Genomic DNA, 25,190 nt, shown 5'->3' on the forward strand with positions numbered 1-25,190 from the left:
GCCACCGGCCATTTTTAATTCTTAATCCTCAGTTTCTAATTTCCCTTTACCGGGAGCCACTTGGCCAGCACGGCCTGTTGCTCGGGCGTGGGGTTGCTCTGGCGCTCAATGCGGTAGCGGCTGGTGGTGCTGGCCAGCAGCGGCAGGCTCAGCTCCTGCACCTGCCCGTCGCGGGAAACCAGCACCTTGACGGTAGAGCCCACGGCACGGCCGCCGAGGAGCTTGTTCAGGTCGTCGGTGACGCGCACGCCGTCGAGGCTCAGGATTTCGTCGCCCACGTTGAGGCCGCCCTGCCAGGCGCTACCGTCGCGGACTACGCTGGCAACCGTCTGGCGGCCATTGGCGGAACTGATGCGGGCGCCCAGGTCAATTTCCGCGGCGGCGGAGGGCGTAATGCTCAGCCGAAGGCCGGCGTAGCCCAGGGCCTGCTCGTAGGGCAGGGTTTCGGTGCCGTACACGTAGCGGCGGAAGAAGTCGTCGAAGCGGCGGCCGGCCACTTTGGCCACGGCGGCCTGGTATTCCTCATCGGTAAAGCCCCGGCCCAGCTTCTGGTAATACTGGTCGTAGAGGTACTGCATCACGTCGTCGAGATGCTTCTGGCCCTTGGTTTCGTGAATCACCATCAGGTCCAGTACTGCCCCGATAACTTCGCCCTTGTCGTAGTAGCTGATGCCCGTGTTCTGGGAGTTTTCGTTGGGGCGGTAGTACTTGATCCAGGCATCGAAGCTCGACTCAGCGGCCGACTGCACCTTGTTGCCGGGCGTGTTCTCCACCCGGTTGATGCCGTTGCTCAGGTCGGCCAGGTAGGCGTCGGGGGTCAGGAAACCGGCCCGCTGCACAATCAGGTTGGAGAAGTACTCGGTGCCGCCCTCGCTCACCCACAGCATGCGGGTGTAGTTTTCCTGGTCGTAGTTGAACGGGCCCAGGGCCACCGGCCGGATGCGCTTTACGTTCCAGAGATGGAAATACTCGTGGGCCACCAGCCCCAGGAAACCCTTCCAGCCGGCTTCCGACGAATACGCCGTGCGCGACACGGAGAGCGTGGTGGAGAACAGGTGCTCCAGGCCGCCCGTGCCCCGGTCGATGTTGTGGATGATGAACAGGTAGCGGTCCAGCGGGTTGCGGCCGACTACCTGGTGGGCTTCCTCGCACACGCGCTGCATGTCGCGGGTCAGGCGCTGCTCGTCCACCTTCGGGTCGCCGAACATGGCGATGGTGTGGGGCGTGCCGTTGGCCGTGAAGGTGTAAAGCTTCTGGTTGCCGATTTCGATGGGCGAATCGGCCAGCTCATCGTAGCTGCTGCTGCGGTAGGTGAACGTGCCGCCGGCCGGCTTGAGGCTGGTGCTCACCTGGCTCCAGCCCGGGGCGGGCTTCACCTCCAGCTGGCTGGGCAGCTGCTGGGCCTCGGCCGGGTACATGAACACGCTGGTGCCATTCACGTAGCCATGGGCCGCATCAACGAAGCTCGTGCGCACGCTCAGCTCGTAGGCGTACACCTTATAGTGCACCTTGAAATCCTTGGCTTTGGGATGATACACCCGCCAGGTATTCTTGGTAACTTTCTCGGTGCGCAGCTTCTCGCTGCCCGCCGTGGCCTCGAAGCCCTCCACGTTTTTGGCAAACTCCCGCACCAGGTAGGAGCCGGGCGCCCACACGGGCATCTTTACATCGGTGTAGGCTTTGCTGAAGCCGTCGAGCTGCATATCGACCTCGAAGTAGTGCGTTTGGGGGGCCGGCATGGCCAGCGTATAGCGCAACGAGGGGGCGGCGGCCGCGGCCGAGCCGACGGGGCCCAGCAGCAAGCCCAGGGCCGCCACCGCCAGGCGGTGGGTTGAATTCAGGAGCATTAGCGGAAAAAGTGAGAATGGAAGGGGCAATACCCGCCCGCGGGGCCGGGTGGCTCAAAGAACGGGGAAAACCACGCAAGGCTGCAACTTCCCGTCCTAAATACCGGCCCGGGGATTGGTGCCGGCTCCGTGGCCCCGGAACCTGACCCTTCTGGTCGCCGTTAGCAAGCCCGTAACTTCCCGGCTTCTCTCATGCGCTACATCTGGTTGGTTTTTCTGTTGCTGATGGCCGTATTGCTGGGCTGGACGCTACGGGCCCGTTTGCAGCCCAGCTCCCCCACCGCTGCCACGGTGCCGGCCCTGGCCTCCCATACGCCCAGCCGCCCGACGGCTTACGTCGTGCGGAACCCTGCTCCGGTGCCCCCGACGGCTCCAACTTCCCGGCCGGTTCCTGCCCGCCAGGCGCCGGCCAGTACGCCGGCCGCGTCTCCCAAAGCAGATAGTGTGGTGGCGTTTGCCCTGCGCCAGCTGGGCACCAGCTACTGCTACGCCGGCACCACGCCCGCCACCGGGTTCGACTGCTCGGGGTTTGTGCTATACGTTTTTGCCCGCTACCACGTGCCCGTGCCCCACTCCACAGCGCTGCTCCTTGATGTAGGGCGCCCCGTGCCCCGGGCCCAGGCCCGCCCCGGCGACATTGTGGTGTTCACGGGCACGGCTAAAACGGCTACCACGCCCGGCCACGCCGGCATTGTACTTACGCAGCCCGGAGAACCCATCCGGTTCGTACACTCCTCCTCGGCCCGCCGGGAGCCGGGCGTTAAAATCAGCCAGGTAGAGGGTACTGACTACGAGCGCCGCTTCATGCAGATACGCCGGGTACTTTGAGATGGTGAAATAGTGAGGTAGTGAGGTGGTGAGTTTGCTGTTCCGCAATTTCGTTAGCGCAAGGGGCGCAGTCCTGATTGCTGAACGGCAAACTCACCATCTCACCACCTCACTATTTCACCTCAAGCCATAAAAGAGCGATGCCCGGCCGCCTATGCAGAACCTCCGTTTATGAGGCTGCTGGGCGAACCGGGCATCTAATCCTTCAAATCTTACCAAGCGGCTGAGCTGGGGTACAGCCCCGCCATCCTTTGTGTAAGACCTTGCCAGAATGCGGGAACACGCCCTGAAGGGCTAACGGTGTTCCGCGCGAAAGCTGTTGTTAAGCGCGTCCGGCGGTGAAGCGGACTACATTCGACAGGCTTGGCAGGATTTGTTTGGGACTACTAGACATTTTGTACCTCCTTTCTTTAGGACCAACATAACCCCCGCTGCGCTTCCCAGCACCTTAGGGCGGCTAGGCAGGGGCTGTAGCACTCACTACGAATGGTAAAGTTATAAACCCTCCGGATGGTTCAAAGTAAAAACACCATTATTTATGGTCGCAGCTCACATTTTAACTCATACTCCTGATGGTCAGCTAATTCTTGCCACTACCTTTTCTCAATTTTGATGTGGGTCGTATTCTGGCCCCATACTTGCACCCCGGCTGGCAGGGGTGAAAAGGCGAGAAAAACGAGCTTACCGAACTTTCCTCTATCTTTTCACCCCAGCACCCATCTTTTTCCCCTCACCACCAACATGAAGCATTTTATCATTCTCAGCATTGCCCTGCTCTTTGGCCTGATCGGGTCAGCCTCGGCCCAAACGCTTTCTCCGCTCGGCGTCTGGACGAATGCGGACAAGAAGGCCACGTTTGAAATCTATAAGTGCGGCGATAAGCTCTGCGGCAAAATTGTGAGCCTCGCTACGCCCAACGACCCCAAAACCGGCAAGCCCAAGGTTGATACCATGAACCCCAACCCCAAGCAGCGTACCCGCCCCCGGTTGGGCATGGTATTCATGTCGGGCTTTGAGTATGACGAAGACAACAAGTGGGACGACGGCAAAATCTACGACCCGGAAAGCGGCAAAACGTACTCCTGCTACATGAAAATGGAGAATGCCAACACCATGGAAGTGAAGGGCTACATCGGCTTCTCGCTCATTGGTAAGTCGCAGATCTGGACGCGGGTAAAGTAAGCCCCCGCTCTGCAATTCCCCCGGCGGGACCTTCGGCAACGGAGGTCCCGTTTTTTGTATGCGAAGGCCGGAAGCCCGCGGCCGGCAAGCTGGCCCGGGCTTTGCCATACCTGGCCCCGGCCCCGAAAACCATTTACCGGGGCCCATGTTACTCCTCAAACTACCCGCACTGTTTTGCTCGACCTGCTCAAACGGATTTTTTCCGACTCCCCTCCCGCTTCGGCCGACTGGCAGCCGCTGCACCGCAGTCCCGCTCAGGAGCGGGTGCGGCAGCAGTGGCTGGAGCAACAGGTATACCTGAACTGGGCCGGACCATACTTTAAGGCTTACCACTACCAGAAGGCCGGCTTGCCGGGAGCTCCCTTCCGGGTGCAGCTGGCCCGCCAGGAAGGCCAGCATGGGGCCGTATTCCTCTACGACCCCAGCATCGGCCCCGGCAACTTCCAGCATTTCTTTGACTTCATCCGCGACCGGGTGCTGGCCCTGGGCTATCAGTTGGGCGCGGCCGATCAGCGCACCGTTCGTCACGAGCGGTATTCCGAATCAACGCAGAAGTACTTCCTCAAGCCCCAGCCCCACGACTGTACCGACACGGGCCGCTGCAATCAGCGCTACGGCAACGTGATGGTGGACCTGGTCAGCATCAACGGGCAACCCGGTTTTATCCGGCTGTTCAACAACCCGTTCAAAGACGCCATCTTTACCCCTGCCGGCTCCTTCGATGAGCTGATAGACCAGATTTTCAATCTGCCCCCGGCTCCCGCCGAAGTAGTACAACGCATCGGCCAGTACGCCCGCAAAAGCAGCTAAAGCGCGGAGTATCGCCCTAAGCAAACTGCCCCCTGCAGAATCCGCATCGGAATCCGGCAGGGGGCAGTTTGCTGGGGCGATGCTGCTCGTTGCCCTAAGCCGCCTAATCGGCCCGCACGAAACGGGCCTGGGCCACCAGTCCATCGGGACCAAGGATGCGCAGGTGGTAGAGGCCGGGCAGCAGAGTCGTTGTAAGCAGCACGGGGCGGGTGGCCGTCAGGACCTGGCGCAGCACCACGCGGCCCGTTGCATCGGTCACTTCGGCCTGAGCGCGGGAACCGCCGAAATCAGCGACGTGCAGCTGGTCGCGGCAGGGGTTCGGATACACCGTGAGGGGGGCCGGCGCGGCGGCCACTCGTTGGCTGGTTACCAGTCCGGCATCGCGCACCACGCTGCCGGCTCCGCTCAGCAGCCACTGTTCCGGGTCCACCTCTACCCGCACCACGGGGCGGGATTCGGCCACGGCCACGGATACCACAGGCTGATTCTGGTGCAGGCGCAGGGTGCGGGTGCTGCCATCGGTGAAGGTGAGGCGATACTCCACGTCCGTATCGAAGAAGGGCGTGACGGCGGGCAGGGAAACGGTTTCGGTATTGTGGAGGTAGAGCAACCCGTTGGCCTGGTTCCAGCGCACGGCAAACGAGGGAAATCCCTCACCCCGGAACCACTGATCGAAGAAGTACTGCAGGTCGCGGCCGGCTTCGGCCTCAAAGAGGCGCTGCAGGTCGCGGGTGCGGGCCGTGCGGCCGGCGTAGGTGCTCTGGTAGGTGCGCAGGGCCCGGAAGAACTTCGTGTCGTCGTGGAGCAGGTAGCGCAGCATGTGCACCACCGAGGCGGCTTTTTTGTAGCTGAGCCGGTAGCTGAAGATGCGGCCCACGCTACTGGTGTCGGGCACGAAGACGCTCCCGCCGGGCGCGGGCACCCACTGCCGGCTGCCACCATCGTACTGGTGCGTAGCCCGGTAATGGGCGTCGGCCAGCCAGTCGCGGGCCGCCCCGGGCGTCGAGAACCGGTTCAGGGCGAGGTATTCGCCGTAGGAAGCAAAGCCCTCATTCAGCCAGATGTCCTCCCAGGCCCCGCAGGTCACGTTGTCGCCGAACCACTGGTGGAACAGCTCGTGGGCCGTGAGCGTGAAGGTAAACCCGTCCTGAGTGGTCATGGTCTGGTGCTCCATGCCGCCGCCGATGGGTGCCATGCTGTGCCCGTACTTCTCGCCGGCAAACGGGTACAGGCCCGCTACCTCGGAGAAAAACTCCAGAAAGCCCGGCGTGCGGTCAATTTCGGCGCGGTAGTCGTTGAGGGCCGCCTGGTTGTAGACGTAGTTGACAATCGGGATGCGGGGGCCGCCGCCGGGCGTAGCGTAGTTGACGTACTCCAGGTACGGAGCCACGGCCACCGAAATCAGGTAGTAGGCAATGGGGTTGCGCGACTTCCACTCGTAGCGCACCTCGTTGCCGGGCAGGCTGGTAACGCGTTCCAGCACCCCGTTGGAGCCCACTTTATTGGCGCCGGAAGTCGTCACCCACACGTCGGAGGAATCGGCCTTGTCGGTGAGCACCTGCTTGCAGGGCCACCACTCGTAGGCGTTGTAGGGCTCAGAAAGGCTCCAGGTAGTACTCACGCCATACCTGGTATCAACGCGGGTGTTGAGGGCGTTGCCGATGGCGGCCGCGTTGCCGTTGGGCGCCGTGCCGCGGTAGTAGATCAGGGCGCTGAATGGGGCGTTGGGTGCCACGGCCGTAGCCAGGCCGGCCGTGACGTCGCCGAGAGCGCGGCGCGTGAGCCCCCGGCTGCGGCGCCCGTCCACCACCACCGAATCGATAGTATAGGTCGTGTAGAGCTCGAAGGCCAGCGAATCCAGGGGCTGGCTGCCGGTGCGGGCCCGCAGGGTAACCACCCCACTCACGGCCCGGGACGTGTTGGCCAGCCGCAGGTCGAGCTTGTAGTAGGTCACGTCGTAGCGGGCCATCTGCTGGCGATGCCCCAGGCTGGCGTACGCCGGGCGGGTTACCGCCGAGCCGGTATGCGCGCGGGCGCAGGCCTCGGCGGCGGCTCCCTCCCGATCGGGAGCGGCGGGCTGATAGGTGGGCACCTGGGCCCGGGCCACGCCGGCCAGCAGGCAGCCCAGCACCAGGAATCGGGTAGCAAGACGCATAGAAGGTTACTCAAAAGCAGCGGCCAGATAAGGCCCTTGTGAATGGTCTTCCAAGATACAATGGGGGCGGCACAAATCCGGGGGCGGCTTCCCGATTCGGACGGCCCGTTTCGTATCTTGGACCACGCTCGTTTTCACCTTGCTGCTTATATCGGATGCTGCTTTCTACACTTACCTGTTTTGGGCGCCGCGGCTGGCTGGGGCTGCTGCTGTTATGGCTGCTGGCCGCCCCGGCCCAAGCCACCCACATTGTGGGGGGCGAAATGGACCTGCAATACCTTTCCGGCAGCGAGTATCAGCTCACCCTCACACTTTACTTCGACGCCGTAAACGGCCAGCCCGGCGCCCTCGACCCCGATCTGACGGCCAGCATATTTGAGAAAGGCAGCAACCGGCGAATCCAGGATGTGCTCCTGCCCCTGCTCAGCAACACGCTGGTGCAGTACACCGACCCGGCCTGCTCCACCTCCTCGCTCGTCACGCGCAAGCTCACCTACACCCGCCCGCTAACCCTGAGCGCGCAGGACTTTGCCAGCCCGGCCGGCTACTACGTGGCCGTGGAACGCTGCTGCCGCAACAACGGCATCAGCAATATTGTAAACCCGGGCGGGGCAGCCCAAACCTTCTATCTGGAATTTCCGCCCGTAGTGGGCCCGGATGGCGGGGCTCTGCGCAACTCCACGCCCCGCATTTTCCCGCCCCTGAGCGACTACGCCTGCCGCGGGGAGCTGTTTTACTACGATTTCGGGGGGCAGGATGCCGACGGGGATTCGCTGGTCTACGACCTGGTGACGCCGCTCAACGGCTTCTCATCAACCGCCGTGCCCAAGCCGGACGTGGCCTTTCCCGCCCCCTACCCGCCCATTACCTGGAGTCCGGGCCTGAGCGCCACCAACCAGATTCCGGGCGCGCCCACCCTGTCCATCGGCCGGCTGTCGGGGCGCCTGGAGGTGCGGCCCACCCAGCTGGGCCTGTTCGTATTCGGGGTGCGCTGTACCGAGTACCGCCGGGGCGTACGCCTGGGCGAAGCCCGCCGCGACTTCCAGCTCAAGGTCATCAACTGCCCCACCAACGCCCGGCCGAAGGTGCTCATGCAGCTGCCCGGCACCAAAACCGCCTACCAGCCGGGCCGCGACACGCTGCGCCTCACGCCGGGCCCCAACCGCTGCCTCACGCTACGGTTCACCGACCCTGATCCGGCCTCGGCCCTGACGTTCTCGCTGCGCCCGGTCAATTTCTCGGCCCCGCTGCCCACGCTCAGCGTGCTGAAGGGCACCGTGCGCACGCCCGGGCAGCCGGATACGGTTTCGTCCCAGCTTTGCTTCCCGGAGTGTATCAATACCCGGGGGCAGGTTTTTCTGCTGGATGTGATTGTGGCCGATAATGGGTGCAGCCTGCCCCAGCGCGATACGGTGCGGGTGGCCTTCACTTCCGTGCCCGCCCCCAACGGCCCGCCCCAGCTTCGCACCACGGCCGCCCTGCCCCTGCGCGCCCGCGTGGGCGACATCATCACCTTCGACCTGACGGCCACCGACCCCGACAACGACCCGCTGACCCTGACCATGGCCGGCCGCGGCTTTGCCCCCGCCGAGCTGGGCGCCAGCCTCACGGTGGGCGCCGGCGGCAACCCGCTTACCGGGCGCTTCCGCTGGCAGGTAGATTGCCGGGCCGTGGATACGCCCCGCTACGAGTTTGAGTTTACGGCCGTCGCCACGGGTCCCTGCGATACCCGGCAGGTTGTTACCCTCGTCATCCCGGTTCAGGTCGATTACGCCAACCAGCCGCCGGCCCTCACGTCGTCATTCCCGCCCGCGTCGCCCGACTCGGTTACGGTTATCCGACTGCCCATCGGGGGCATATACGAGGCCAGTCTCGACGGTCTGGACGCCGATAACGACGCGCTGACGCTTTCGGCGGCCGGCCGGGGCTTCGAGCTGGCCGCGGCGGGCATGACGTTCACACCCCGCAACGGCGCGGGCACGGCGGCCGGCTCCTTCCGCTGGGTAGCCGATTGCGAGGCCGTCCGCCAGCAGGGCCTTGAGGTGACATTCACGCTCCAGGAAGCCACCTGCCGGCCCCAGCTCCGCACCCGCACCGTGCGCTTTGAGGTCCTGCCGCCCACGGCCGGCCCCTTCCTGCCGCCCAACATTATCACCCCCTACCCCAAAGATGGGCTCAACGACGTTTTCACCCTCGATAACGCCCGGAACAATCTGCCGCCGGATTTCTGCGATGCCCGCTTTGCCAACCTCCGGGTTTTCACACGCTGGGGCAACCAGGTATACCACACCACCAACCGCAGTTTCCGCTGGGACGGCGGCGGGCTGCCGGCCGGCCCCTACTTCTATCTCATCGAATTCACCAACGGCCAGAAGTACCGCGGCGCCATCACCATCGCCAATTAAGATGCGTGATTGAGTGAAACAGAGAATGAGTGATCCTGCGCCCGCTACTGCCGGCCGCTGACCCTCAAAAACGCCCCTGACAACTGCATGTCAGGGGCGTTTGGATGTATTCAGGACGTTGACTTAAAAGAAGTGCAAATGGTTGCGCCCGGCGCCCTCATTGCTCGCTTCACTCATTCAGCGCTAGTACAGAAACAGAAAAGCCGCGAACAGGGCTATCCAGAGGCCGTCGATGAAGTGCCAGTACAAGGTAATCATGCGCAGCTGCAGGCGGCGGTAGGGGTTGCGGATGAACACCAGACTGCGCACTGCGTCGCGGGCGGCATAGTGGGTGCGCAGCAGCAGCGTGAGCAGAAACAGCATGCCCCCCAGCAGGTGGGCCACGTGCAGGGCCGAAATCAGGTAGACAAACGTGCCGCTCGACTCCCCGTTGAAGAATACACCCTGGGCCATGAGCTCCCGCCAGCCCAGCAGCTGCAGACCGGCAAATACGCTACTCAGCAGCAGCGTGGCGCCCAAACAGCGGCGCAGCGTAAGCAGGTCGTCCTGCTCATAGAGGCGGCGGGCCTGGGCAATAACGTAGCTGCTGATCAGCAGCACGATGGTACTCAGCGAGAAGAACCGGGGCAGCGGATAGTTGCCGGTGGGCATTTCGGCCCGGAACCGGGTGTAAGCGTAGGCCCCGACCAATACCACAAACAGCACCGTGACGCCGGCCAGGCCCGCGTAGAGCATCATCAGCAGCGGGGGCACACGCTCCATGCGCTGCAGGGAAGAGGCCGGGCGGTTGGAGCCTACTTTATTAGAACGGTTGGGGTCGGGAGTCATGGGGCGGGAAACGGAACTGCGTGCGTAATGGCAAACCAATCAACAGCCCTTTAGTTCCGGTCCGGCGGGACAAACGTGGGGCCAGGGGCCTTCCAGCAAGATACGTAAAAATGCCCCCGGAGCACGTACGATTTTCGGCCCAATCCGGCCGGTTTTCGCGCGTATCCTGAGGGCATTGGCACGTATTGAGGCCGGGGTTGCCTCACTTGAAAAAGGAGCCTATCTTACCCAGAACGGCATTGAGCGTGATTTTGGGCGAGCGGCCGGTACCGAACGTGACGTAGGTTTTGCCGGCCACCCGCAGCTCCAGCACCAGGCCCAGCTGGTGGGCCAGCCCGTTGAGCTGCTGCATGGGGTCGGGGGCGGAGCGGTCCTTGGGTTTGGGTGGGGCGTTGGGGTCCTTGGGCGGGCCGCTGGTGAGTTTGTCGAGCACGCGCTGGCTGGGCAGGTTGATGATCAGGTAGCCGCCCGCGCCCGCCACCTGAATATCGTCGCCGTCGAAGGTGATGACCAGCCGCGCTTCAATATCGAGGCCGCTAGCCAAGGGGCGCGGGGTTGGCCGGGGGCAGGGCGCCGGAAGGTGGGTTTTCGCCCCGGGTGCGGATGCGCAGGGAGCCGTTCAGCCGCCAGGTGGTGGGCGTAGCCGCGTTCTGGGGGTTAGGCACCTGCAGTTCCATCTGCTCAAAGTTCAGGGCCAGCTCCACCCCGCCCGAAAGCTTGGAGAGCAGGGAAGCGGCCGTATCGGCCCAGGAAGTAGGTTGTTCAGGCATGAGGTGAGTAGTGAGTAGTGAGTAGTGAGTAGTGAGTAGTGAGTAGTGAGTAGTGAGTAGGCAAACGCCGGAGCGCGCCCCAAGTTACACGATCAGGCTGGCAAGGCTTTTGCCGAAGCCCTGATCCGCGATTCGCGCAGCCGGCAGAACCCAATATAGTTCAGCTTGCGTATGCAGGTTTCCCGGCTAATCTCCCGCTTTTCTTTTTCTATGCGCCCACTTGTTTCCTCCCTGGTTTGGCTGTCCGGCACGTTGCTGGCCCCGGCCCTTATGGCCCAGACGCCCCCCGACACCGCCGCCGACTGCCCCCACCCCTTCGGCCTCTACGACAACACCGAGCTGGTGTACCAGCGCCAGGACGAGCGGGGCAAACTCCTGGGCACCCTCCGCCAGCGGGTGGTGAACCTGGGCTCGGAGCAAAACAAGAAGCAGACGCTCACCACCAACACGGTGCTGCTGAAAAGTGGCAGCTACAACGCCAAAAACCGCCTGCTCTACCTGCGCGACCTCACTTTCCGCTGCCGCCGCGACACGGCCTTTACCGATGGCCTCGCCCAGCTCAACCCCGAGCAGCTCAGCTCCTTCCGGGACCGGATTCTGACGTATTCGCCCACGCCCCTGGCCTGGCCCAACCAGCCTACCGTCGGCTCGGAGCTGCCCGACGGCGGTATTTCGGTGGATGTGCGCAGCTCGGCCGTGCACATTGCGGAAGTGTACGCCAAGGTGCAGAAACGTAAGGTTACCGGCCAGGAGTCCATCACCACCCCGGCCGGCACGTTTGCCTGCTTTAAGGTAGAAGCTGAGCAGGAAAGCGCCACCGTGGCCCGCGCCGACATGGTGCTGCGCACTACCACGCGACTAGTGGATTACTACTCCCCGGCCGTGGGCCTGGTCCGGACGGAGCTCTACGATAAGAAGGGCCGCCTGACCGAAGTGCGCCTGCTGACGGCCATCAACAAGGGCGGCCAGACGGTGGACAAAGTGAAGTACAAGGTCAAAAAATCGTAAGTTCAGGGCGAATAAGAGGGCTACGGTGGCCCCCGTTTCTTCTGCTATGCGCTTTCCCGCCTTTCTGCCGGCCTTCGTGGTATTGCTGGCCGCCTGCCAGCCCCAGGCTGATACTGCCGCCACCGCCGCTTCGGCCCCCACTCAGCCCGCCCCACTCACCGGCCCGACTTACGGGGCGTCCATCACCAGCGAAGGCGCTCAGCCAATATCAGCCCTGAGCACGCTACTCGGCACCCGGGATTCGGCCCAGGTAAAGCTGGTGGGCAAGGCCGAGGCCGTGTGCCAGGCCAAGGGCTGCTGGCTGACCATGAAAACGCCCGACGGCCAGCAGATGCGCGTGCGGTTCAAGGACTACGCCTTCTTCGTGCCCAAGGACATCAGCGGCCAGACGGTGGTCATCAACGGCTGGGCCCACCGCGAAACCGTGCCCGTTGCCGATTTGCAGCACTACGCGAAGGACGCCGGCAAATCCGCCGCCGACATAGCCGCCATCACCGAGCCCCAGCAGCAGCTCAACTTTGAGGCCGATGGCGTTATGGTGGTGAAGTAGGTCCGGTAGAAGAAATCAAGAACGTCATTCCGAGCGGAGCCGAGGAATGACGTTCTTGATTTTGCTTGGTCTACTCACTCACCCCGTCAGCGGCCTTCTACCTCAATCCGTCAATTCGTAGCTTGCGGCCCAAACCCGCCCGGCTTCCCATGACGACCGATATTCAGCAGCAGATTACCGCCCTCACGGAGCGCTTACACCACCTCAACTACCAGTACTACCAGCGCGATATTTCCGAGGTATCGGACCAGGAGTTTGACCGGCTGCTGGCCGAGCTGGCCCGGCTGGAAACTGAGCACCCGCAGCTGGCCCACCCCAACTCCCCCACCCAGCGCGTGGGCGGCACCATCACCAAGCAGTTCCCCACGGCCGAGCACCGCTACCCCATGCTCAGCCTGGGCAACACCTACTCCGAAGCCGACCTGCGCGAGTTCGACGAGCGGGTGCGCAAGGGCCTGGAGGGCGCGGAAATGCAGTACGTCTGCGAGCTGAAGTTCGACGGGGCGGCCATGAGCCTGACCTACGAAGCCGGCCAGCTCACCCAGGCCGTCACGCGCGGCGACGGCACCCGCGGCGACGTGGTGACCCCCAACGTGCGCACCATCCGCAACGTGCCGTTGCACCTGCGCCCGGCCGGCGTGCCCCAGCCCCCGGAGTTTGAGGTGCGCGGCGAAATCTTCATGCCCCTGCCCGTTTTTGCGGAGCTCAACCAGGAGCGCGAGGCCAACGGCGAGGCTCAGCTGGCCAACCCGCGCAACGCCGCCGCGGGCGCCCTCAAGCTCCAGGATTCGGCCCAGGTGGCGGCCCGCAAGCTGCGCTTCTACGCCTACTCCTTCCTGATGCCCGGCCGCAACCAGTTCCCCACCCACAGCGCCTCCCTGGAGGCCCTGAGCGCCTGGGGCCTGCCCGTGTCGGACACCTGGCGGCGGTGCGCCACCCTGGAGCAGGTCCTGGATTTCGTGCACGAGTGGGACAAGAAGCGGTTCGAGCTGCCGGTGGCTACCGATGGCATTGTGGTGAAGGTGGACGATTTCCGCCAGCAGGAACTGCTGGGCTACACCTCCAAAAGCCCGCGCTGGGCCATTGCCTACAAGTACCCCGCCGAGGCCGGCCGCACCCGCCTGCTGGCCATTCAGTACCAGGTAGGCCGCACCGGAGCCGTGACGCCGGTGGCCCTGCTGGAACCCGTACCCCTGGCCGGCACCGTGGTCCGGCGGGCCTCCGTGCACAACGCCAACCAGATTGCCGCCCTCGATTTGCGCCTGGGCGACATGGTGTTCGTGGAAAAGGGCGGGGAAATCATTCCCAAAATAACGGGCGTCGACCTCACCGTCCGGCCCGCCGACAGCCAGCCCATCGTGTATCCCACCGAGTGCCCGGCCTGCGCCACCCCGCTCATCCGGCCCGAGGGCGAGGCCCACTTCCGCTGCCCCAACGACCGGGGCTGCCCGCCCCAGCGCAAGGCCAAGCTGGAGCACTTCGTCTCGCGCAAGGCCCTCGACATCGACGGACTGGGCGCCGAAACCGTGGGCCGGTTCTTCGACCTGGGCCTGGTGACGGACGCGGCTTCCCTCTACGATTTACCCGCCAAGGCCGAAGAGCTGGCCCAGCTCGACCGCATGGGCGAAAAATCGGTGCAGCGCCTGGTGGCGGGCCTCGCAGCCAGCAAGCAGATTCCCTTCGACCGGGTGCTGTTCGGGCTGGGCATCCGCTACGTGGGCGAAACCGTGGCCGAGAAGCTGGCCGCCCACTACCGCACCGTGGAAGCCCTGGGCGCGGCCACGGCCACCGAGCTGGCCGCCGTGCCCGAGGTGGGTGGCGTCATTGCCGAGTCGGCGGCGGCCTGGTTTCAGGAGCCTGAAAACCAGGACCTGATTACGCGCCTGCGCACTGCCAGCCTGCAGCTGGCCCTCACCGGCGAAGCCCCGCAGCCCCAGAGCGACCGGCTGGCGGGCCTCACCTTCGTGCTCTCGGGCGTGTTCGAGCAGCACAGCCGCGACGAGCTTCAGCACCTGATTGAGCAGCACGGCGGCAAAATCACGGGCAGCATCAGCAAGAAGCTCAGCTTCCTGGTGGCCGGCGACAAAATGGGCCCCGCCAAGCGCGAAAAAGCCACCAGCCTCAACGTCCCCATTATCGGCGAAACCGACCTGCTGGCCATGCTTCCTACTGCCACCGACGAGGCCGAAACCCCGGAGGAATCTTCCGCGTCGGCCGCCCCAACCGCCGGCCAGCAAGGCTCCCTGTTTTAAGTAAAGACGCGACCCTTCGCGTCTCTTCGTTGCTGATATTGTGCAGACCACCAGTTACAGAGTGGCGCCAGTTGCTCGACGGCGAGACGCGAAGGGTCGCATCTCTACCTCGTTTCGGCGGGCGTTGCAACGTATCCAACCGGCTACGCGTCCATTCAATATCCCCTTCTCACTTCTTGACCAATACGTTATGAAACGTTTCCTGCTCGCCGGTGCCTGCACTCTGATTTCCGTAGCCGCGGCTGCCCAATCGACCAATATAGTCCGGGAAACAAAGGTAGAACGGGCTATGACCAACGGCAGCCCTGGCTTCGTTGATACCGGGGCCGTTAGCAATCCGACCGTGCCCGTTACGCCGGTGGCGGAGGTGAAGAAAACCCTGGCCCAGCCCAACGTGGTGCTGCTCGATGTGCGCACGCCCGAGGAATACGCCACCGGCCATTTGCCCGGCGCCGGTAACCTCAACTTCCGCGCCCCGGATGTGGCCGAGCAGCTTCAAAAACTCGACCCCAACAAAACCTACGTGGTGTACTGCGCCAGCGGCAACCGCAGCAACAAAACGGCCGTGCTCATGCAGGAGAAAGGCTTCCAGCACGTGGTAAATGCCGGCGCCTATAAGGATTTGAAGGACGACATCAAGTAGGGTTTAAACGAAGCCCCGCCTGTCATCCTGAGCGGAGCGAAGGACCTTATATCACCAGTAGATCAGGTGGCATAAGGTCCTTCGCTCCGCTCAGGATGACAGGCGGGGCTTTGGCTTTCTCGGTATCTGCCTGCGGCTAGAAGCTCTGGACCATGCTGTTGTGCAGGGTGCGGGGGCTCCAGTAGCCGCTGGCGATGATGCGGCGGATGGTAAAGAGCGGATCCTGCTGGTCGCGCTTTTCGGCCAGGATGAAGGCCGCGTCCATGCCGCGCTTCTTGAGCTCGGGAATGGCTTCGGGGTTCCAGAGGCCGAAGGGGTAGGCGAAATAGTTGATTTTCTTGCCCGTAATTTCTTCCAGCTTCTTCGTGGGCTCCTCAATCTGGGTCACCCAGTCCTGGCCTTGGTACTTTTTCACGTTGTGGTGGTCCCAGGTGTGGGAGCCGATGACGTTGCCCTCGTCGGAGAGCTGCTTGACCTGCGCCTTGCTCATGTAGTTGGGGCGGCCCAGGCTCACGGTCATGATGAAGTACACAGCCTTGAAACCGTACTTATCGAGGGTGGGGCGGGCCACGGTGAACTGGTCGAGGTCGGTGTCGTCGAAGGTCAGCATCACGGGCTTGCTGGGCAGTGTGGCGCCGGTGGTGAGGTAGGCGTAGAGCTGGTCGGGCAGGATGGTATGGTAGCCCGAATCGGCCAGCATCTTGATCTGGGCCTTGAACTGCTCCACGGGCACGATGTAGTCCTTGGCCCCTTTCGAATCCTTGGCGCGCCAGTCGCGGATCTGGTGGTAGCACAGAATGGGCACCTGCGGACGGGCCGTGATGGTAGCCGCGTCGGCGCGCTGACTGGCCGGAATGGTAGCCGGGCTGCCGGCATTGTTTACGGTAGCACCCGTGGCGGTGCCGGCGGTGGTGGTTTCGGCGGTTGCGGCCGAATCGGCGGTCAGGGCGGCCGTGGCCGCATTAAGGGCCGTGTTCTCGGAAGCGGCGGCAGTTTTGGCGTCGTTGCAGGCGGGCAGCACGGCCAGGGTTGCCAGCGCGGCGGCCAGCAGGGGGTACTTCGGAAAATTCATGGAGGAGGGTAACGCGGCCGGATGCGGGTCCGGTCGTACTTTTGAAAAATGACGGGCCGACCTTCTGGCCGACGGCAGTATCTTCGCCGCGGGTCTTCCCTCGTACAAATCAACCGCTTATTTCCCGCATGGACAAATTCCGTGGCACCGGCGTAGCCCTCGTTACCCCCTTCACCCCCACCCCCGACCGCGCCGTAGACTACCCGGCCCTGCGCCGCCTGATTGATTTCCAGCTCGAAGGCGGCGTGGACTACCTCGTCATCAACGGCACCACCGCCGAGTCGCCCACCCTCACCACCGCGGAAAAGGCGGAAATCATGCGCGTGGCCCGTGAGCACACCGCCGGCCGCGTGCCGCTAGTGTACGGCATCGGCGGCAACGACACGGCCGCCCTCGTGCGCACCCTAGAGGCCACCGACTTCACCGGCTACGACGCCCTGCTCTCGGCCTCGCCCTACTACAACAAGCCCAGCCAGCGCGGCATTATTGCGCACTACCAGCGCGTGGCCGACGCCTCACCAGTGCCCGTGCTGCTCTACAACGTGCCCGGCCGCACCAGCTCCAACCTCACGGCCGCCACTACCCTGGAGCTTGCTCAACACCCCAACATCATCGGCATCAAGGAAGCCAGCGGCAACCTGGAGCAGTGCATTGCCATTGCCGCCGCTAAGCCCGCCGACTTCCTGCTGATTTCCGGTGATGACATGATGACGACCTCGCTCATTAGCTTCGGAGGCGTGGGCATCATCTCGGTGCTGGCCAATGCCTTCCCCCGCCGCTTCGCCGACATGACCCGCGCCGCCCTGAACGGCGACTTCCCGGCCGCGTCCAAACTGCTGTTCGGCTTCACCGAACTGAATCCCCTCATGTATGAGGAAAGCAACCCCGTGGGCGTGAAGGCCGCCCTAGCCGCTCAGGGCCTGTGTTCGGATGCCGTACGCCTGCCCCTGCTGGAAGGGTCGGAAGGGTTGAAGGCTCGTATTGGGAAGCTGGTTTAGTTATGTTGTACTACTGGATACCGTTGGTGCTATCAGGGGTTTATCTGCCCCTGATTGCGCTGACGGTAATCCGACCTCTCCGGTTATCTACCCAGTTGCTAAAGCAGTTGCATCTTAGCAGTTGGGTGATTCTACTGGTTCTGTTCATTGGTTTTATATCCCTGGACATTTCTCCCAGGGGTCAGTGGACAGAACTCATTCTTGCTGGCATAACCTGGCTATCCGGTGCCGCCTACGCGTTGCGCCTCCCCGGCCAGACACGCTGGTTCACCTGGTTTTATTTTAAGGTGTGGCTAGCGTACCCAGCAATATTGGCAGGAGCATTTTTACTGGACGGTATTTTCTTCGTCTTGGTTTCCACCCCAGTGCAAGCCCTCATGCCGCAGCCCCAAAGTCATTCTACCTCAGTAGGAGCCTTACGCGGTGTCGGAGGGCTGCTAGCGCCACCTCAAATAAGCTTGGTCACTCCCTGGAGACTACTGTTTGAGCTACATCGCGGTAGTACCCAAGTCGAACCCATAATACTGGCTAACCTCAACCAATTCGATTCACTACGCATCCTCCCTTCCAGCCCACCCGATACTATTGTTGTATGGCTCAGTCGCAAAGGGCATCAGGACACCCTTCGGTTTACCAAATTATAGTAGGTTTCAGGCACTACAGCCAATCAAAATAATCAGCGAAATCACGACTAATCAGCGCAAATCAGTGATTTACCACCCGCTGGCCAGCACATCGGCCACGTGCAGGGTTTTGAGGGGCTTTTTCTCGCGGCGGATATAAGCGTCGAGGTGCATGAGGCAGCTCGTGTCGGTGCTGATGAGGTAGTCGGCACCGGTGGCCAGGGCGTGTTCTACTTTCTGCTCGGCCATGGCTACTGAAATGGCTTCGAACTTCACGGCGAAGGTGCCACCGAAGCCGCAGCAGGTTTCGGTTTCGGCCATTTCCAGGCGTTCCAGGCCGGGCACGGCGTCGAGGAGCTGGCGCGGGGCTTCGCGGATGCCGCACTCGCGCAGGGCGGAGCAGGAGTCGTGGTAGGTGTACTTGCCCGTCAGCCGGGCCTGCGGGATGCTGGTGATGCCCAGCACGTCCACCAGAAACTCGGTCAGCTCGAAGGCCCGGCGCTGCACGCCGTGGTAGCGGCCGGCGTCGGAGGTGCCCTCGAACAGGTCGGCGTAGGTGTTGCGCACCATGCCGATGCAGGAGGCCGAGGGGCTCACGATGTAGCGTTCCTGCTCGGTGGGGAAGTCGGTGAGGAACTTGCGGGCCACCTCGCAGCTCTGCTCCTTGTAGCCCGCGTTGTAGGCCGGCTGCCCGCAGCAGGTTTGGTTGGCGTTGTAGTGCACCTCGCAGCCCACGGCCTCCAGCACCTTCACCATGTTTAGGGCCGTCTGGGGGAAAAGCTGGTCTACAAAGCAGGGAATGAAGATATCGACGGCAGTAGGCATGGGGCAGAGAGGGGAAGAAACGAGGAAGCAGGTACTTGCTTGTCATCCTGAGCGGAGCGGAGGACCTTATCAATTTAGAACAAGTCGTTTATGCGACAATCTTGCTGGCGTGATAAGGTCCTTCGCTCCGCTCAGGATGACAGGCGGGTTTGTTCTTAATGTCCGGCAAAGATGCGCTGATTCAGCCGGACGGCCTCGCCCAGCGCCTCCAGGTTCAGGCCGGGCTCCAAGCCAACCTGGGTGGCGAAGTCCAGCAGGCGCTCGGTGGGCATGTTACCGGTGAGGTCGTCGGTGGCCATGGGGCAGCCGCCGTAGCCGCCCAGGGCCCCGTCGAAGTGGCGGCAGCCGGCCTCGTAGGCGGCCTGCACTTTTTCCCGCCAGGTATCGGGGGTAGTGTGCAGGTGGGCGCCGAACCGGATGTGCGGGTAAGCGGCGGTCAGCTCCCGGAAGGCGGGCGCGATGGTGGCCGGGGTGCTGGCCCCGATGGTGTCGGAAAGGGCCACGATGCCCACGCCCAGCGCGTCGAGCCGCTGGGTGAACTCGCCCAGCACGGCCGGGCTCCAGGCGTCGCCGTAGGGGTTGCCGAAGCCCATGCTCAGGTACACCACCTGTTCCTGGCCGGTACGGGCGCAGATTTCCTGCATCCGGGCCACGTCGTCGAGGGCCTGGGCAATGCTTTTGTTGGTGTTGCGCTGCTGAAACGTTTCGGACACCGAGAGCGGGAAGCCGATAAACCGGATTTGCGGGTGGGAGGCGGCCGTTTCGGCCCCGCGCAGGTTAGCCACAATGGCCAGCAGCCGGGTGCCCGACTGGCTTAAATCGAGTCCCTCCAGCACCTCGGCCGTATCGGCCAGCTGCGGAATGGCTTTCGGCGACACGAAGGAGCCAAAGTCCAGGGTATCAAATCCCACCCGGAGCAGGGCGTTGAGGTAGTCGATTTTATCGGCGGTCGGGATGAACGTGGGCCAGCCCTGCATGGCGTCGCGCGGGCATTCGGTGAGGTAGAGCATGGGAAGGAATTAAAAATTAAAAATGAAGAATTAAAAATTAGCGCGGGCTCTGCCGCGCCACCTTGCCCGCTCTGCGTACCTCTGCGCAAACCGATGCCGGCTGGCCTTCCACCGAACTACTCCGCGCCGGCCGGGGTTTAGGCAAGTACAATTCAGCCGGCCACAAATCCTGCTCAACGTCAATCTGACCGCCGCGCACTCCATTTAATCCGCATAATCCGCGATTCATGCCGCACCGCCTCCGCGCCCTGCCTGTTGTACTTGTTGTTTTACTGCTGACCGCCTGTAGCCAGAACCAGACGTTGCGGGGCATTTTCCAGTCGGGCACGCCCCACGAAAACTACGCCCGCCGGCTTCGGCAGGCCGGCTTGGCCGAAACGGCCCTGGGCCGCGACTGGCTCCGGGCCGCCGACCAGGCGCTGCGCGACTCGCTGCTGGTGAAGCTGCCCTACCAGGAATCCGGCTTCTTCCCCAGCGACCGGGCCGTAGCCACTGGCCTGCGCTACCCCGTCCGGACCGGCGAAACCATTCACGTGAGCCTCACGCTGGCGCCCGGTACGGCGGCCCCCAAGGTGTTCCTGGACGCCTACGAGCTCAGCCCCGACCGCGCCGCGCCCCGCCACCTCATCGCCGCCGACACCACCGACCTGTCGTTCCGCTACGTGGCCGAGGCCGACCGCCAGCACCTGCTGCGGGTACAGCCCGAGTTGCTGCGCGGCGGCCGCTACACCCTCAGCATCCGGCGCGAGCCCAGCCTGGGCTTCCCGGTGCTGGGCAAGTCCGATAAAGCCATTGGCTCGTTCTGGGGCGCGGGCCGCGACGGGGGTGCCCGCCGCCACGAGGGCGTGGATATTTTCGCGGCCCGCGGCACGCCCGTGGTGGCTGCCGCCCGGGGCTACATTACCCGCGTAAACGAAACGCCCCGGGGCGGCCGGGTGGTGTGGCTGGCCGATGCCGACCACGGCCAGCACCTCTACTACGCCCACCTCGACCGCCAACTGGTGCAACCGGGTCAGCAGGTGCGCCCCGGCGATACGCTGGGCCTGGTGGGCAACACCGGCAACGCCAAAACCACCCCGCCCCATCTGCACTTCGGCGTGTACCGCCACGGCGCCATCGACCCGTACCCGTTCCTGCGCCGGGCCGACGTGCTGCCGCCCGCCCCTAAAACGCCGCCCGCCCGCCTGGGCCAGTACGTGCGGGCCCGCGACGCCCGCCTGCCCCTGCGCCGCACTCCGGGAGATAAACTAACGCTGGCTACCACCACCCGCACCACGCCCCTGCTGGTGCTGGGCGTGGCCGCCGACTGGCTGCGGGTGCAGCTGCCCGGCGGCAGTGCCGGCTTCGTGCCCGCCAAAGCCGTGCTGCCGGCTGCCCCGTTGCGCCGCGAGAACCTGGCCGCCGCCACCGAGCTGCACTCGTTCCCGCTGCCCGATGCTCCCACCACGGCCGCCCTGCCCGCCCAGACCCCCGTGGCCGTACTCGGCGAGTTCGGCCTTTACCGCCTCGTCCGCCAGGCCAACGGCCGCACCGGCTGGCTGCTCTCGAAGCCGGTTTAGCTGGGTTGGTTGGTGGATAGTTGGTTGTTGGTTGTTGGTTGTTAGAAGAAGGAACGTCATTCCGAGCGGAGCCGAGGAATCTCGCGTGCTGATGTTGCGTCAACTAACCCTGACGACAGGATTACCATGGCACGCGAGATTCCTCGGCTCCGCTCGGAATGACGTTTCTCCTTTGTTCGCTCACTCGTTTTTTTAACCAAATTCCAGCGTTCTTCATACTATGTTCATGGAGGAGCCCGTACGTTTGAACTGGTGATTGGAGTAAAAACGCGGGGCAGCTTTTCAGGAGGCTGCTCCGCGTTTCATTTTTTGATACCGGCACGTTGGTTGCCCCGTACACGGCAACAGGCTGTTTTTCCTCTTCCCCTCTAAACTCCCCCTCATGCGCACTTCCTTGCTTTCCGCCGCCTTCTCGTTGATGATCCTGGGTGCCGCCCCTACGTTTGCCCAGTCGGTCACGGCTACGGCTGCCGCGCCCATTACCTGGAACAATACGCTGGATGCGGCTTTCCAGCAGGCCAAAGCCACCAACAGGCCTGTGCTGGCCGTTTTCTCGGGTTCCGACTGGTGCAAGCCCTGCATCATGCTCAAGCAGGAGGTTTTCGATAAGCCCGAATTCGAGCAGTTCGCCAAAGACAAATTCGTGCTGGCCCGCTTCGATTTTCCCCGCAGCAAGAAGAACAAGCTCCCCGCCGACCAGACCAGGCAGAACGAGCTGGCCGCGGCCAAGCTGAACAAGGAAGGTTCCTTTCCGCTGGTGGTGCTACTTTCACCCGATGGCAAGGTGCTGGCCAAAACCGGCTACCGCCCCGGCGGCGTGGCCGCCTACGATGCCCACCTGACTTCCCTGCTCGCCAAAAAATAACCCGTTTCTTTACCTCGGCCGGCCCTGGCAACAGCAGTGCCGGCCGTTTTTTTGTGCCTGCTGCGCCCGCCTATGTCTGCTTTGTTGCTTCGCTTACTCTGGATAGTGGTGCTGGGCCTGCCGCTGGCGGCGGCAGCCCACCCGCGCAACTACACCAAGGAAGCCCGCCTGATGGGCTCCCACTTCACCTACACGGTAGTCGCCGACAACGACACGCTGGGCTGGAACGGCCTGAACGCCGCGCTGGCCGAAACCCGCCGCATCGACCGGCTCATGTCGTTCTGGGATTCCACCTCCCAGATTACTCAGATCAACCGCGCCGCCGGCCGGCGCCCGGTTGTCGTGGACCAGGAGGTGTACGAGCTCATTGAGCGCACCCTGCGCATTTCGGCCCTGAGCGGGGGCGCGTTCGATATCACCTTCGCCTCGGCCGACAAAATTTACACGTTCGACCGCCAGGAACACCCCCTGCCCGCGCCGGCCGTGAGGCTGGCCGCCGTAGCCCGCATCAACTACCGCAAGGTGCTGCTCCATCCGGCCACCCACTCCGTGATGCTCCAGGACCAGGGCATGCGCCTGAACCTGGCCGGGGTACTCCAGGGCTACGGCATCCGGCGGGCCCGGCAGGTACTGGACCGCATGGGCATCAAGGGCGGCCTGCTCAACGGCTCGGGCGACATCCTGTGCTGGGGCCGCCAAGCCGACGGCTCCCTGTGGCGCGTGGCCATCGGCGACCCGGACCACCCCGGCAGCATTTCCAGCTGGGTGCAGGTGACCGACGTGGCCGTGGTAACGGCCGGCAACTACGAGCAGTACTTCACCTCCGGTGGCAAGGTATACGGCCACATCATCAACCCCAGCACCGGCCTGCCCGCCACGGGGCTGCGCTCGGTCACCATCATCTGCCCCGATGTGGAGTTGGCCGACTGTCTGGATGAGGTCGTCTTTGTAAAAGGGCCCGTCGCCGGTTTAGCCTTCATCAATACCCTGAAAAATGTAGATTGTACGCTCATCACCGACGACAACCGGACGCTGGTTTCCAAAAACATGCAGGTAAAATACTACCGCAACAACGCCCCGACAACCGGGCAGAACCAGCCCGCCACCCGGCCCTAGCCACTGCCCCGCTGGCGGGCGTCCCCGACCTCTCGCCCCTCACCTTTTTAGCTCCCCTCTCCGTGAATCGTTCCAGTGTTTTTCCGCGCCTGCGCCGCCCGTTGCTGGGCGTGGCTGCCCTGCTGGTGGCCGCCGGCAGCCTCTCGGGCTGCGTATCGGTGGCCGCCTACCAGAAAGTGTACCTCAACGATGAGGACATGAAGCTGGCCAACAAGCGGGTGGAAGTGTACGAAACCAACTTCGAATCCTACCGCGAAGGGGCCGGCGGCGCCAACGGCGGCAAAGTCGGCGGCGGCTGCGGCTGTAATTAGAGCTTAGAGCTTAGAGCTTAGAGCTTAGAGCTTAGAAAGGAACGGCATCCCGGTAGGAAGGCTGCCTTTTTGAACAGGAATCCGCGAAAAATCTGCACTGGCTAACAGGCATCAGCCAATAGCTAGCAGCCAAAAACAACCACCTCCCCTCTCTCATGCGCTTCTTTACTCTTGTTTTTCGTCCGGCGCGGTTGCTACCCGTGGTGTTCGGGTTGCTGCCGGTGCTGGCGCGGGCCCAGGGTGGCGTGACGCCCAACCGCATCGACGGCTCCGGGGTGCCGCTCACGCCCCAGACCGATGCGCCCGCGGCCCAGGTGGGCGAAACCGAAGTGAACATCCTCGGCAGCTACTACCAGCAGGACGGCACCCACGGGGCCGTGCAGGGCGGCATCGGGACCGAATACCTGACTGACGTTACGCCCACCATCATCCTCAACATCCCGCTCGATACGGTCAGCCGGCTCACGGCCAACATCGGGGCCGATTTCTACGCCTCCGCTTCCACCGACCGGATTGACGGCGTGCAGGGCTTGTTCCTCTCCACGCCCTCCGCCCACGATGTGCGCATTCACGCCGATTTTGGCTACTCCCGCGAGAACAAGGCCAAGCACCGCATTATCGGGCTGGGCGCCGGCGTATCGAAGGAATATGACTACTTCTCGGTGAACGTGGTGGGCTCCTGGGCCAAGGCTTCCCAGGATGGCAACCGCGAATTCAGCGCCGCCGGCCAGGTCTACCTCGACCAGGCTAAGCTGATTTACCCCACCGAGCTGCGCACCGGCCAGCTGCTGGTGCCCACCGACAAGCGCCAGAGCTACAACCTGTCGTTGGTGTATTCGCAGGTGGTGAGCCAGCGGATGCAGGTGGCCCTGAGCACGGAGCTGGTGTACCAGCACGGGCTGCTGAGCACGCCCTTTCACCGGGTGTACTTCCGCGAGCCGGGCGTTACGGACCCCAAAGTAGAACAGCTGCCCCAACGCCGCTTCAAGTACCCGGTAGCTCTGCGCGTGAGCTACTTCGCTTCTGATTTCGTGCAGCTGCGCGGTTTTTACCGCTTCTACAACGACAACTTCGGCATTACGGCCCACACCGTTGAGCTGGAAACGCCGGTGAAGGTGACGCCCTTTTTCGTGCTCTACCCCTTCTACCGCTACCATACCCAGACGGCCGCCAGGTACTTCGCCGCCTACGCCCAGCATTCCATTACCGACGAATTTTACACTTCCGACTACGACCTGTCGGATTTTCGGGCCAACAAGTTCGGGCTGGGCCTGCGCTACTCACCGGTGTACGGCATCAGCCGGTTCAAAACGCCCTTCCGCAACGGCCAGGGCGGGCGCAAGGTGGCCCGGTTCAAATCCCTGGACCTGCGCTACGCCTACTACCAGCGCAACATCAACTTCGAGGCCAGCATCGTCAGCTTCGATATGGCTTTTACCATGCCCTAGCCCGAAGTTCAGGCGCTACCAAAAAGCCCCGCCGGAAAAAATCCGGCGGGGCTTTTTGGTAGCGCCAAGCGTGGCGTGTGAGGGC

At 63.4% G+C, this 25,190-nt stretch carries 22 protein-coding genes; 14 read left to right on the plus strand and 8 right to left on the minus strand.

Annotated elements, in window-relative coordinates; translation table 11 throughout:
- Positions 1-35: 35 nt before the first annotated feature.
- Positions 36-1,847, minus strand: a complete 1,812-nt coding sequence (locus KLP40_RS04610) for a M61 family metallopeptidase (RefSeq protein ID WP_215592525.1) — start codon at positions 1,845-1,847, stop codon at positions 36-38.
- A 192-nt stretch (positions 1,848-2,039) separates the two neighbouring features.
- Here KLP40_RS04610 and KLP40_RS04615 point away from each other — a divergent pair, with 192 nt between their 5' ends.
- The 3 genes from KLP40_RS04615 (at position 2,040) to KLP40_RS04625 (ending at position 4,667) form a co-directional block, all read left to right on the plus strand.
- Entirely contained in the window at positions 2,040-2,675 is a 636-nt protein-coding gene (locus KLP40_RS04615; protein WP_215592526.1) for a C40 family peptidase, read from the plus strand.
- Between the two features lie 741 nt (positions 2,676-3,416).
- The gene (locus KLP40_RS04620) at positions 3,417-3,857 is read left to right on the plus strand and encodes a DUF2147 domain-containing protein (protein WP_215592527.1); all 441 of its coding nucleotides are present in this window, start codon (positions 3,417-3,419) and stop codon (positions 3,855-3,857) included.
- 174 nt (positions 3,858-4,031) lie between these two features.
- Positions 4,032-4,667 carry a hypothetical protein gene (locus KLP40_RS04625; protein ID WP_215592528.1) on the plus strand — a complete coding sequence of 212 codons (636 nt, stop codon included), beginning with the start codon at positions 4,032-4,034 and terminating at the stop codon, positions 4,665-4,667.
- A 103-nt stretch (positions 4,668-4,770) separates the two neighbouring features.
- On the opposite strand, the gene KLP40_RS04630 is transcribed toward KLP40_RS04625, so the two are convergent.
- Positions 4,771-6,822, minus strand: a complete 2,052-nt coding sequence (locus KLP40_RS04630) for a M1 family aminopeptidase (protein ID WP_215592529.1) — start codon at positions 6,820-6,822, stop codon at positions 4,771-4,773.
- A 155-nt stretch (positions 6,823-6,977) separates the two neighbouring features.
- Here KLP40_RS04630 and KLP40_RS04635 point away from each other — a divergent pair, with 155 nt between their 5' ends.
- Positions 6,978-9,227, plus strand: a complete 2,250-nt coding sequence (locus tag KLP40_RS04635; protein ID WP_215592530.1) for a T9SS type B sorting domain-containing protein — start codon at positions 6,978-6,980, stop codon at positions 9,225-9,227.
- A 183-nt stretch (positions 9,228-9,410) separates the two neighbouring features.
- Here KLP40_RS04635 and KLP40_RS04640 read toward each other — a convergent pair whose 3' ends face one another.
- The 3 genes from KLP40_RS04640 to KLP40_RS04650 all read right to left on the minus strand — a co-directional run bounded on the left by KLP40_RS04640 (position 9,411) and on the right by KLP40_RS04650 (position 10,825).
- Positions 9,411-10,055, minus strand: coding sequence for a cytochrome c oxidase subunit 3 (locus tag KLP40_RS04640; RefSeq protein WP_215592532.1), 645 nt, complete (start codon positions 10,053-10,055; stop codon positions 9,411-9,413).
- Between the two features lie 202 nt (positions 10,056-10,257).
- Positions 10,258-10,599, minus strand: a complete 342-nt coding sequence (locus KLP40_RS04645; protein ID WP_215592534.1) for a hypothetical protein — start codon at positions 10,597-10,599, stop codon at positions 10,258-10,260.
- Entirely contained in the window at positions 10,592-10,825 is a 234-nt protein-coding gene (locus tag KLP40_RS04650; RefSeq protein ID WP_215592536.1) for a hypothetical protein, read from the minus strand. The genes KLP40_RS04645 and KLP40_RS04650 overlap by 8 nt, the downstream gene beginning before the upstream one ends.
- A gap of 210 nt (positions 10,826-11,035) precedes the next feature.
- Here KLP40_RS04650 and KLP40_RS04655 point away from each other — a divergent pair, with 210 nt between their 5' ends.
- The 4 genes from KLP40_RS04655 to KLP40_RS04670 all read left to right on the plus strand — a co-directional run bounded on the left by KLP40_RS04655 (position 11,036) and on the right by KLP40_RS04670 (position 15,278).
- Positions 11,036-11,833 (plus strand): TapB family protein, encoded by a 798-nt coding sequence (locus KLP40_RS04655; RefSeq protein ID WP_215592538.1) that lies wholly within the window; start codon positions 11,036-11,038, stop codon positions 11,831-11,833.
- 46 nt (positions 11,834-11,879) lie between these two features.
- Positions 11,880-12,383 (plus strand): DUF4920 domain-containing protein, encoded by a 504-nt coding sequence (locus KLP40_RS04660; RefSeq protein WP_215592539.1) that lies wholly within the window; start codon positions 11,880-11,882, stop codon positions 12,381-12,383.
- A gap of 149 nt (positions 12,384-12,532) precedes the next feature.
- Complete coding sequence (gene ligA, locus KLP40_RS04665) at positions 12,533-14,635, plus strand: NAD-dependent DNA ligase LigA (protein WP_246558637.1); 2,103 nt, start codon at positions 12,533-12,535, stop codon at positions 14,633-14,635.
- A gap of 190 nt (positions 14,636-14,825) precedes the next feature.
- Positions 14,826-15,278, plus strand: coding sequence for a rhodanese-like domain-containing protein (locus KLP40_RS04670; protein ID WP_215592540.1), 453 nt, complete (start codon positions 14,826-14,828; stop codon positions 15,276-15,278).
- Between the two features lie 136 nt (positions 15,279-15,414).
- Here KLP40_RS04670 and KLP40_RS04675 read toward each other — a convergent pair whose 3' ends face one another.
- On the minus strand, positions 15,415-16,350 hold the full coding sequence (locus tag KLP40_RS04675) for a polysaccharide deacetylase family protein (RefSeq protein ID WP_215592541.1): 936 nt from the start codon (positions 16,348-16,350) through the stop codon (positions 15,415-15,417).
- A 128-nt stretch (positions 16,351-16,478) separates the two neighbouring features.
- On the opposite strand from KLP40_RS04675, the gene dapA reads away from it, so the two are divergent.
- Positions 16,479-17,348: a 4-hydroxy-tetrahydrodipicolinate synthase gene (dapA, locus tag KLP40_RS04680; RefSeq protein WP_215592542.1), complete on the plus strand. Its 870-nt coding sequence runs from the start codon at positions 16,479-16,481 to the stop codon at positions 17,346-17,348.
- 713 nt (positions 17,349-18,061) lie between these two features.
- Here the strand turns inward: dapA and KLP40_RS04685 are convergent.
- Positions 18,062-18,796, minus strand: a complete 735-nt coding sequence (locus tag KLP40_RS04685; protein ID WP_215592543.1) for a (Fe-S)-binding protein — start codon at positions 18,794-18,796, stop codon at positions 18,062-18,064.
- A gap of 155 nt (positions 18,797-18,951) precedes the next feature.
- A complete protein-coding gene (locus KLP40_RS04690) occupies positions 18,952-19,806 on the minus strand; it encodes a hydroxymethylglutaryl-CoA lyase (protein WP_215592544.1) in 855 nt (284 codons plus the stop codon).
- A 227-nt stretch (positions 19,807-20,033) separates the two neighbouring features.
- Here KLP40_RS04690 and KLP40_RS04695 point away from each other — a divergent pair, with 227 nt between their 5' ends.
- The 5 genes from KLP40_RS04695 (at position 20,034) to KLP40_RS04715 (ending at position 25,105) form a co-directional block, all read left to right on the plus strand.
- Positions 20,034-21,365 carry a M23 family metallopeptidase gene (locus KLP40_RS04695; RefSeq protein ID WP_215592545.1) on the plus strand — a complete coding sequence of 444 codons (1,332 nt, stop codon included), beginning with the start codon at positions 20,034-20,036 and terminating at the stop codon, positions 21,363-21,365.
- A 382-nt stretch (positions 21,366-21,747) separates the two neighbouring features.
- Positions 21,748-22,230 carry a thioredoxin family protein gene (locus tag KLP40_RS04700; RefSeq protein ID WP_215592546.1) on the plus strand — a complete coding sequence of 161 codons (483 nt, stop codon included), beginning with the start codon at positions 21,748-21,750 and terminating at the stop codon, positions 22,228-22,230.
- A gap of 72 nt (positions 22,231-22,302) precedes the next feature.
- Entirely contained in the window at positions 22,303-23,346 is a 1,044-nt protein-coding gene (locus tag KLP40_RS04705; RefSeq protein WP_215592547.1) for an FAD:protein FMN transferase, read from the plus strand.
- A 119-nt stretch (positions 23,347-23,465) separates the two neighbouring features.
- Entirely contained in the window at positions 23,466-23,657 is a 192-nt protein-coding gene (locus tag KLP40_RS04710; RefSeq protein WP_317196750.1) for a DUF4266 domain-containing protein, read from the plus strand.
- Between the two features lie 155 nt (positions 23,658-23,812).
- Complete coding sequence (locus KLP40_RS04715) at positions 23,813-25,105, plus strand: DUF3570 domain-containing protein (protein WP_215592548.1); 1,293 nt, start codon at positions 23,813-23,815, stop codon at positions 25,103-25,105.
- The last annotated feature ends 85 nt before the right edge of the window (positions 25,106-25,190 follow it).

The sequence above is a fragment of the Hymenobacter piscis genome (genome assembly GCF_018760735.1).
In the GTDB taxonomy this organism is placed as follows: domain Bacteria; phylum Bacteroidota; class Bacteroidia; order Cytophagales; family Hymenobacteraceae; genus Hymenobacter; species Hymenobacter piscis.

What these genes read in the sequence shown, in the direction of transcription:
- KLP40_RS04610 (WP_215592525.1), bottom strand. Translation starts at nt 1,847, where the DNA reads ATGCTCCTGAATTCAACCCACCGCCTGGCGGTGGCGGCCCTGGGCTTG.
- KLP40_RS04615 (WP_215592526.1), top strand. Translation starts at nt 2,040, where the DNA reads ATGCGCTACATCTGGTTGGTTTTTCTGTTGCTGATGGCCGTATTGCTG.
- KLP40_RS04620 (WP_215592527.1), top strand. Translation starts at nt 3,417, where the DNA reads ATGAAGCATTTTATCATTCTCAGCATTGCCCTGCTCTTTGGCCTGATC.
- KLP40_RS04630 (WP_215592529.1), bottom strand. Translation starts at nt 6,822, where the DNA reads ATGCGTCTTGCTACCCGATTCCTGGTGCTGGGCTGCCTGCTGGCCGGC.
- KLP40_RS04635 (WP_215592530.1), top strand. Translation starts at nt 6,978, where the DNA reads ATGCTGCTTTCTACACTTACCTGTTTTGGGCGCCGCGGCTGGCTGGGG.
- KLP40_RS04640 (WP_215592532.1), bottom strand. Translation starts at nt 10,055, where the DNA reads ATGACTCCCGACCCCAACCGTTCTAATAAAGTAGGCTCCAACCGCCCG.
- KLP40_RS04650 (WP_215592536.1), bottom strand. Translation starts at nt 10,825, where the DNA reads ATGCCTGAACAACCTACTTCCTGGGCCGATACGGCCGCTTCCCTGCTC.
- KLP40_RS04655 (WP_215592538.1), top strand. Translation starts at nt 11,036, where the DNA reads ATGCGCCCACTTGTTTCCTCCCTGGTTTGGCTGTCCGGCACGTTGCTG.
- KLP40_RS04660 (WP_215592539.1), top strand. Translation starts at nt 11,880, where the DNA reads ATGCGCTTTCCCGCCTTTCTGCCGGCCTTCGTGGTATTGCTGGCCGCC.
- ligA (WP_246558637.1), top strand. Translation starts at nt 12,533, where the DNA reads ATGACGACCGATATTCAGCAGCAGATTACCGCCCTCACGGAGCGCTTA.
- KLP40_RS04670 (WP_215592540.1), top strand. Translation starts at nt 14,826, where the DNA reads ATGAAACGTTTCCTGCTCGCCGGTGCCTGCACTCTGATTTCCGTAGCC.
- KLP40_RS04675 (WP_215592541.1), bottom strand. Translation starts at nt 16,350, where the DNA reads ATGAATTTTCCGAAGTACCCCCTGCTGGCCGCCGCGCTGGCAACCCTG.
- dapA (WP_215592542.1), top strand. Translation starts at nt 16,479, where the DNA reads ATGGACAAATTCCGTGGCACCGGCGTAGCCCTCGTTACCCCCTTCACC.
- KLP40_RS04685 (WP_215592543.1), bottom strand. Translation starts at nt 18,796, where the DNA reads ATGCCTACTGCCGTCGATATCTTCATTCCCTGCTTTGTAGACCAGCTT.
- KLP40_RS04690 (WP_215592544.1), bottom strand. Translation starts at nt 19,806, where the DNA reads ATGCTCTACCTCACCGAATGCCCGCGCGACGCCATGCAGGGCTGGCCC.
- KLP40_RS04695 (WP_215592545.1), top strand. Translation starts at nt 20,034, where the DNA reads ATGCCGCACCGCCTCCGCGCCCTGCCTGTTGTACTTGTTGTTTTACTG.
- KLP40_RS04700 (WP_215592546.1), top strand. Translation starts at nt 21,748, where the DNA reads ATGCGCACTTCCTTGCTTTCCGCCGCCTTCTCGTTGATGATCCTGGGT.
- KLP40_RS04705 (WP_215592547.1), top strand. Translation starts at nt 22,303, where the DNA reads ATGTCTGCTTTGTTGCTTCGCTTACTCTGGATAGTGGTGCTGGGCCTG.
- KLP40_RS04715 (WP_215592548.1), top strand. Translation starts at nt 23,813, where the DNA reads ATGCGCTTCTTTACTCTTGTTTTTCGTCCGGCGCGGTTGCTACCCGTG.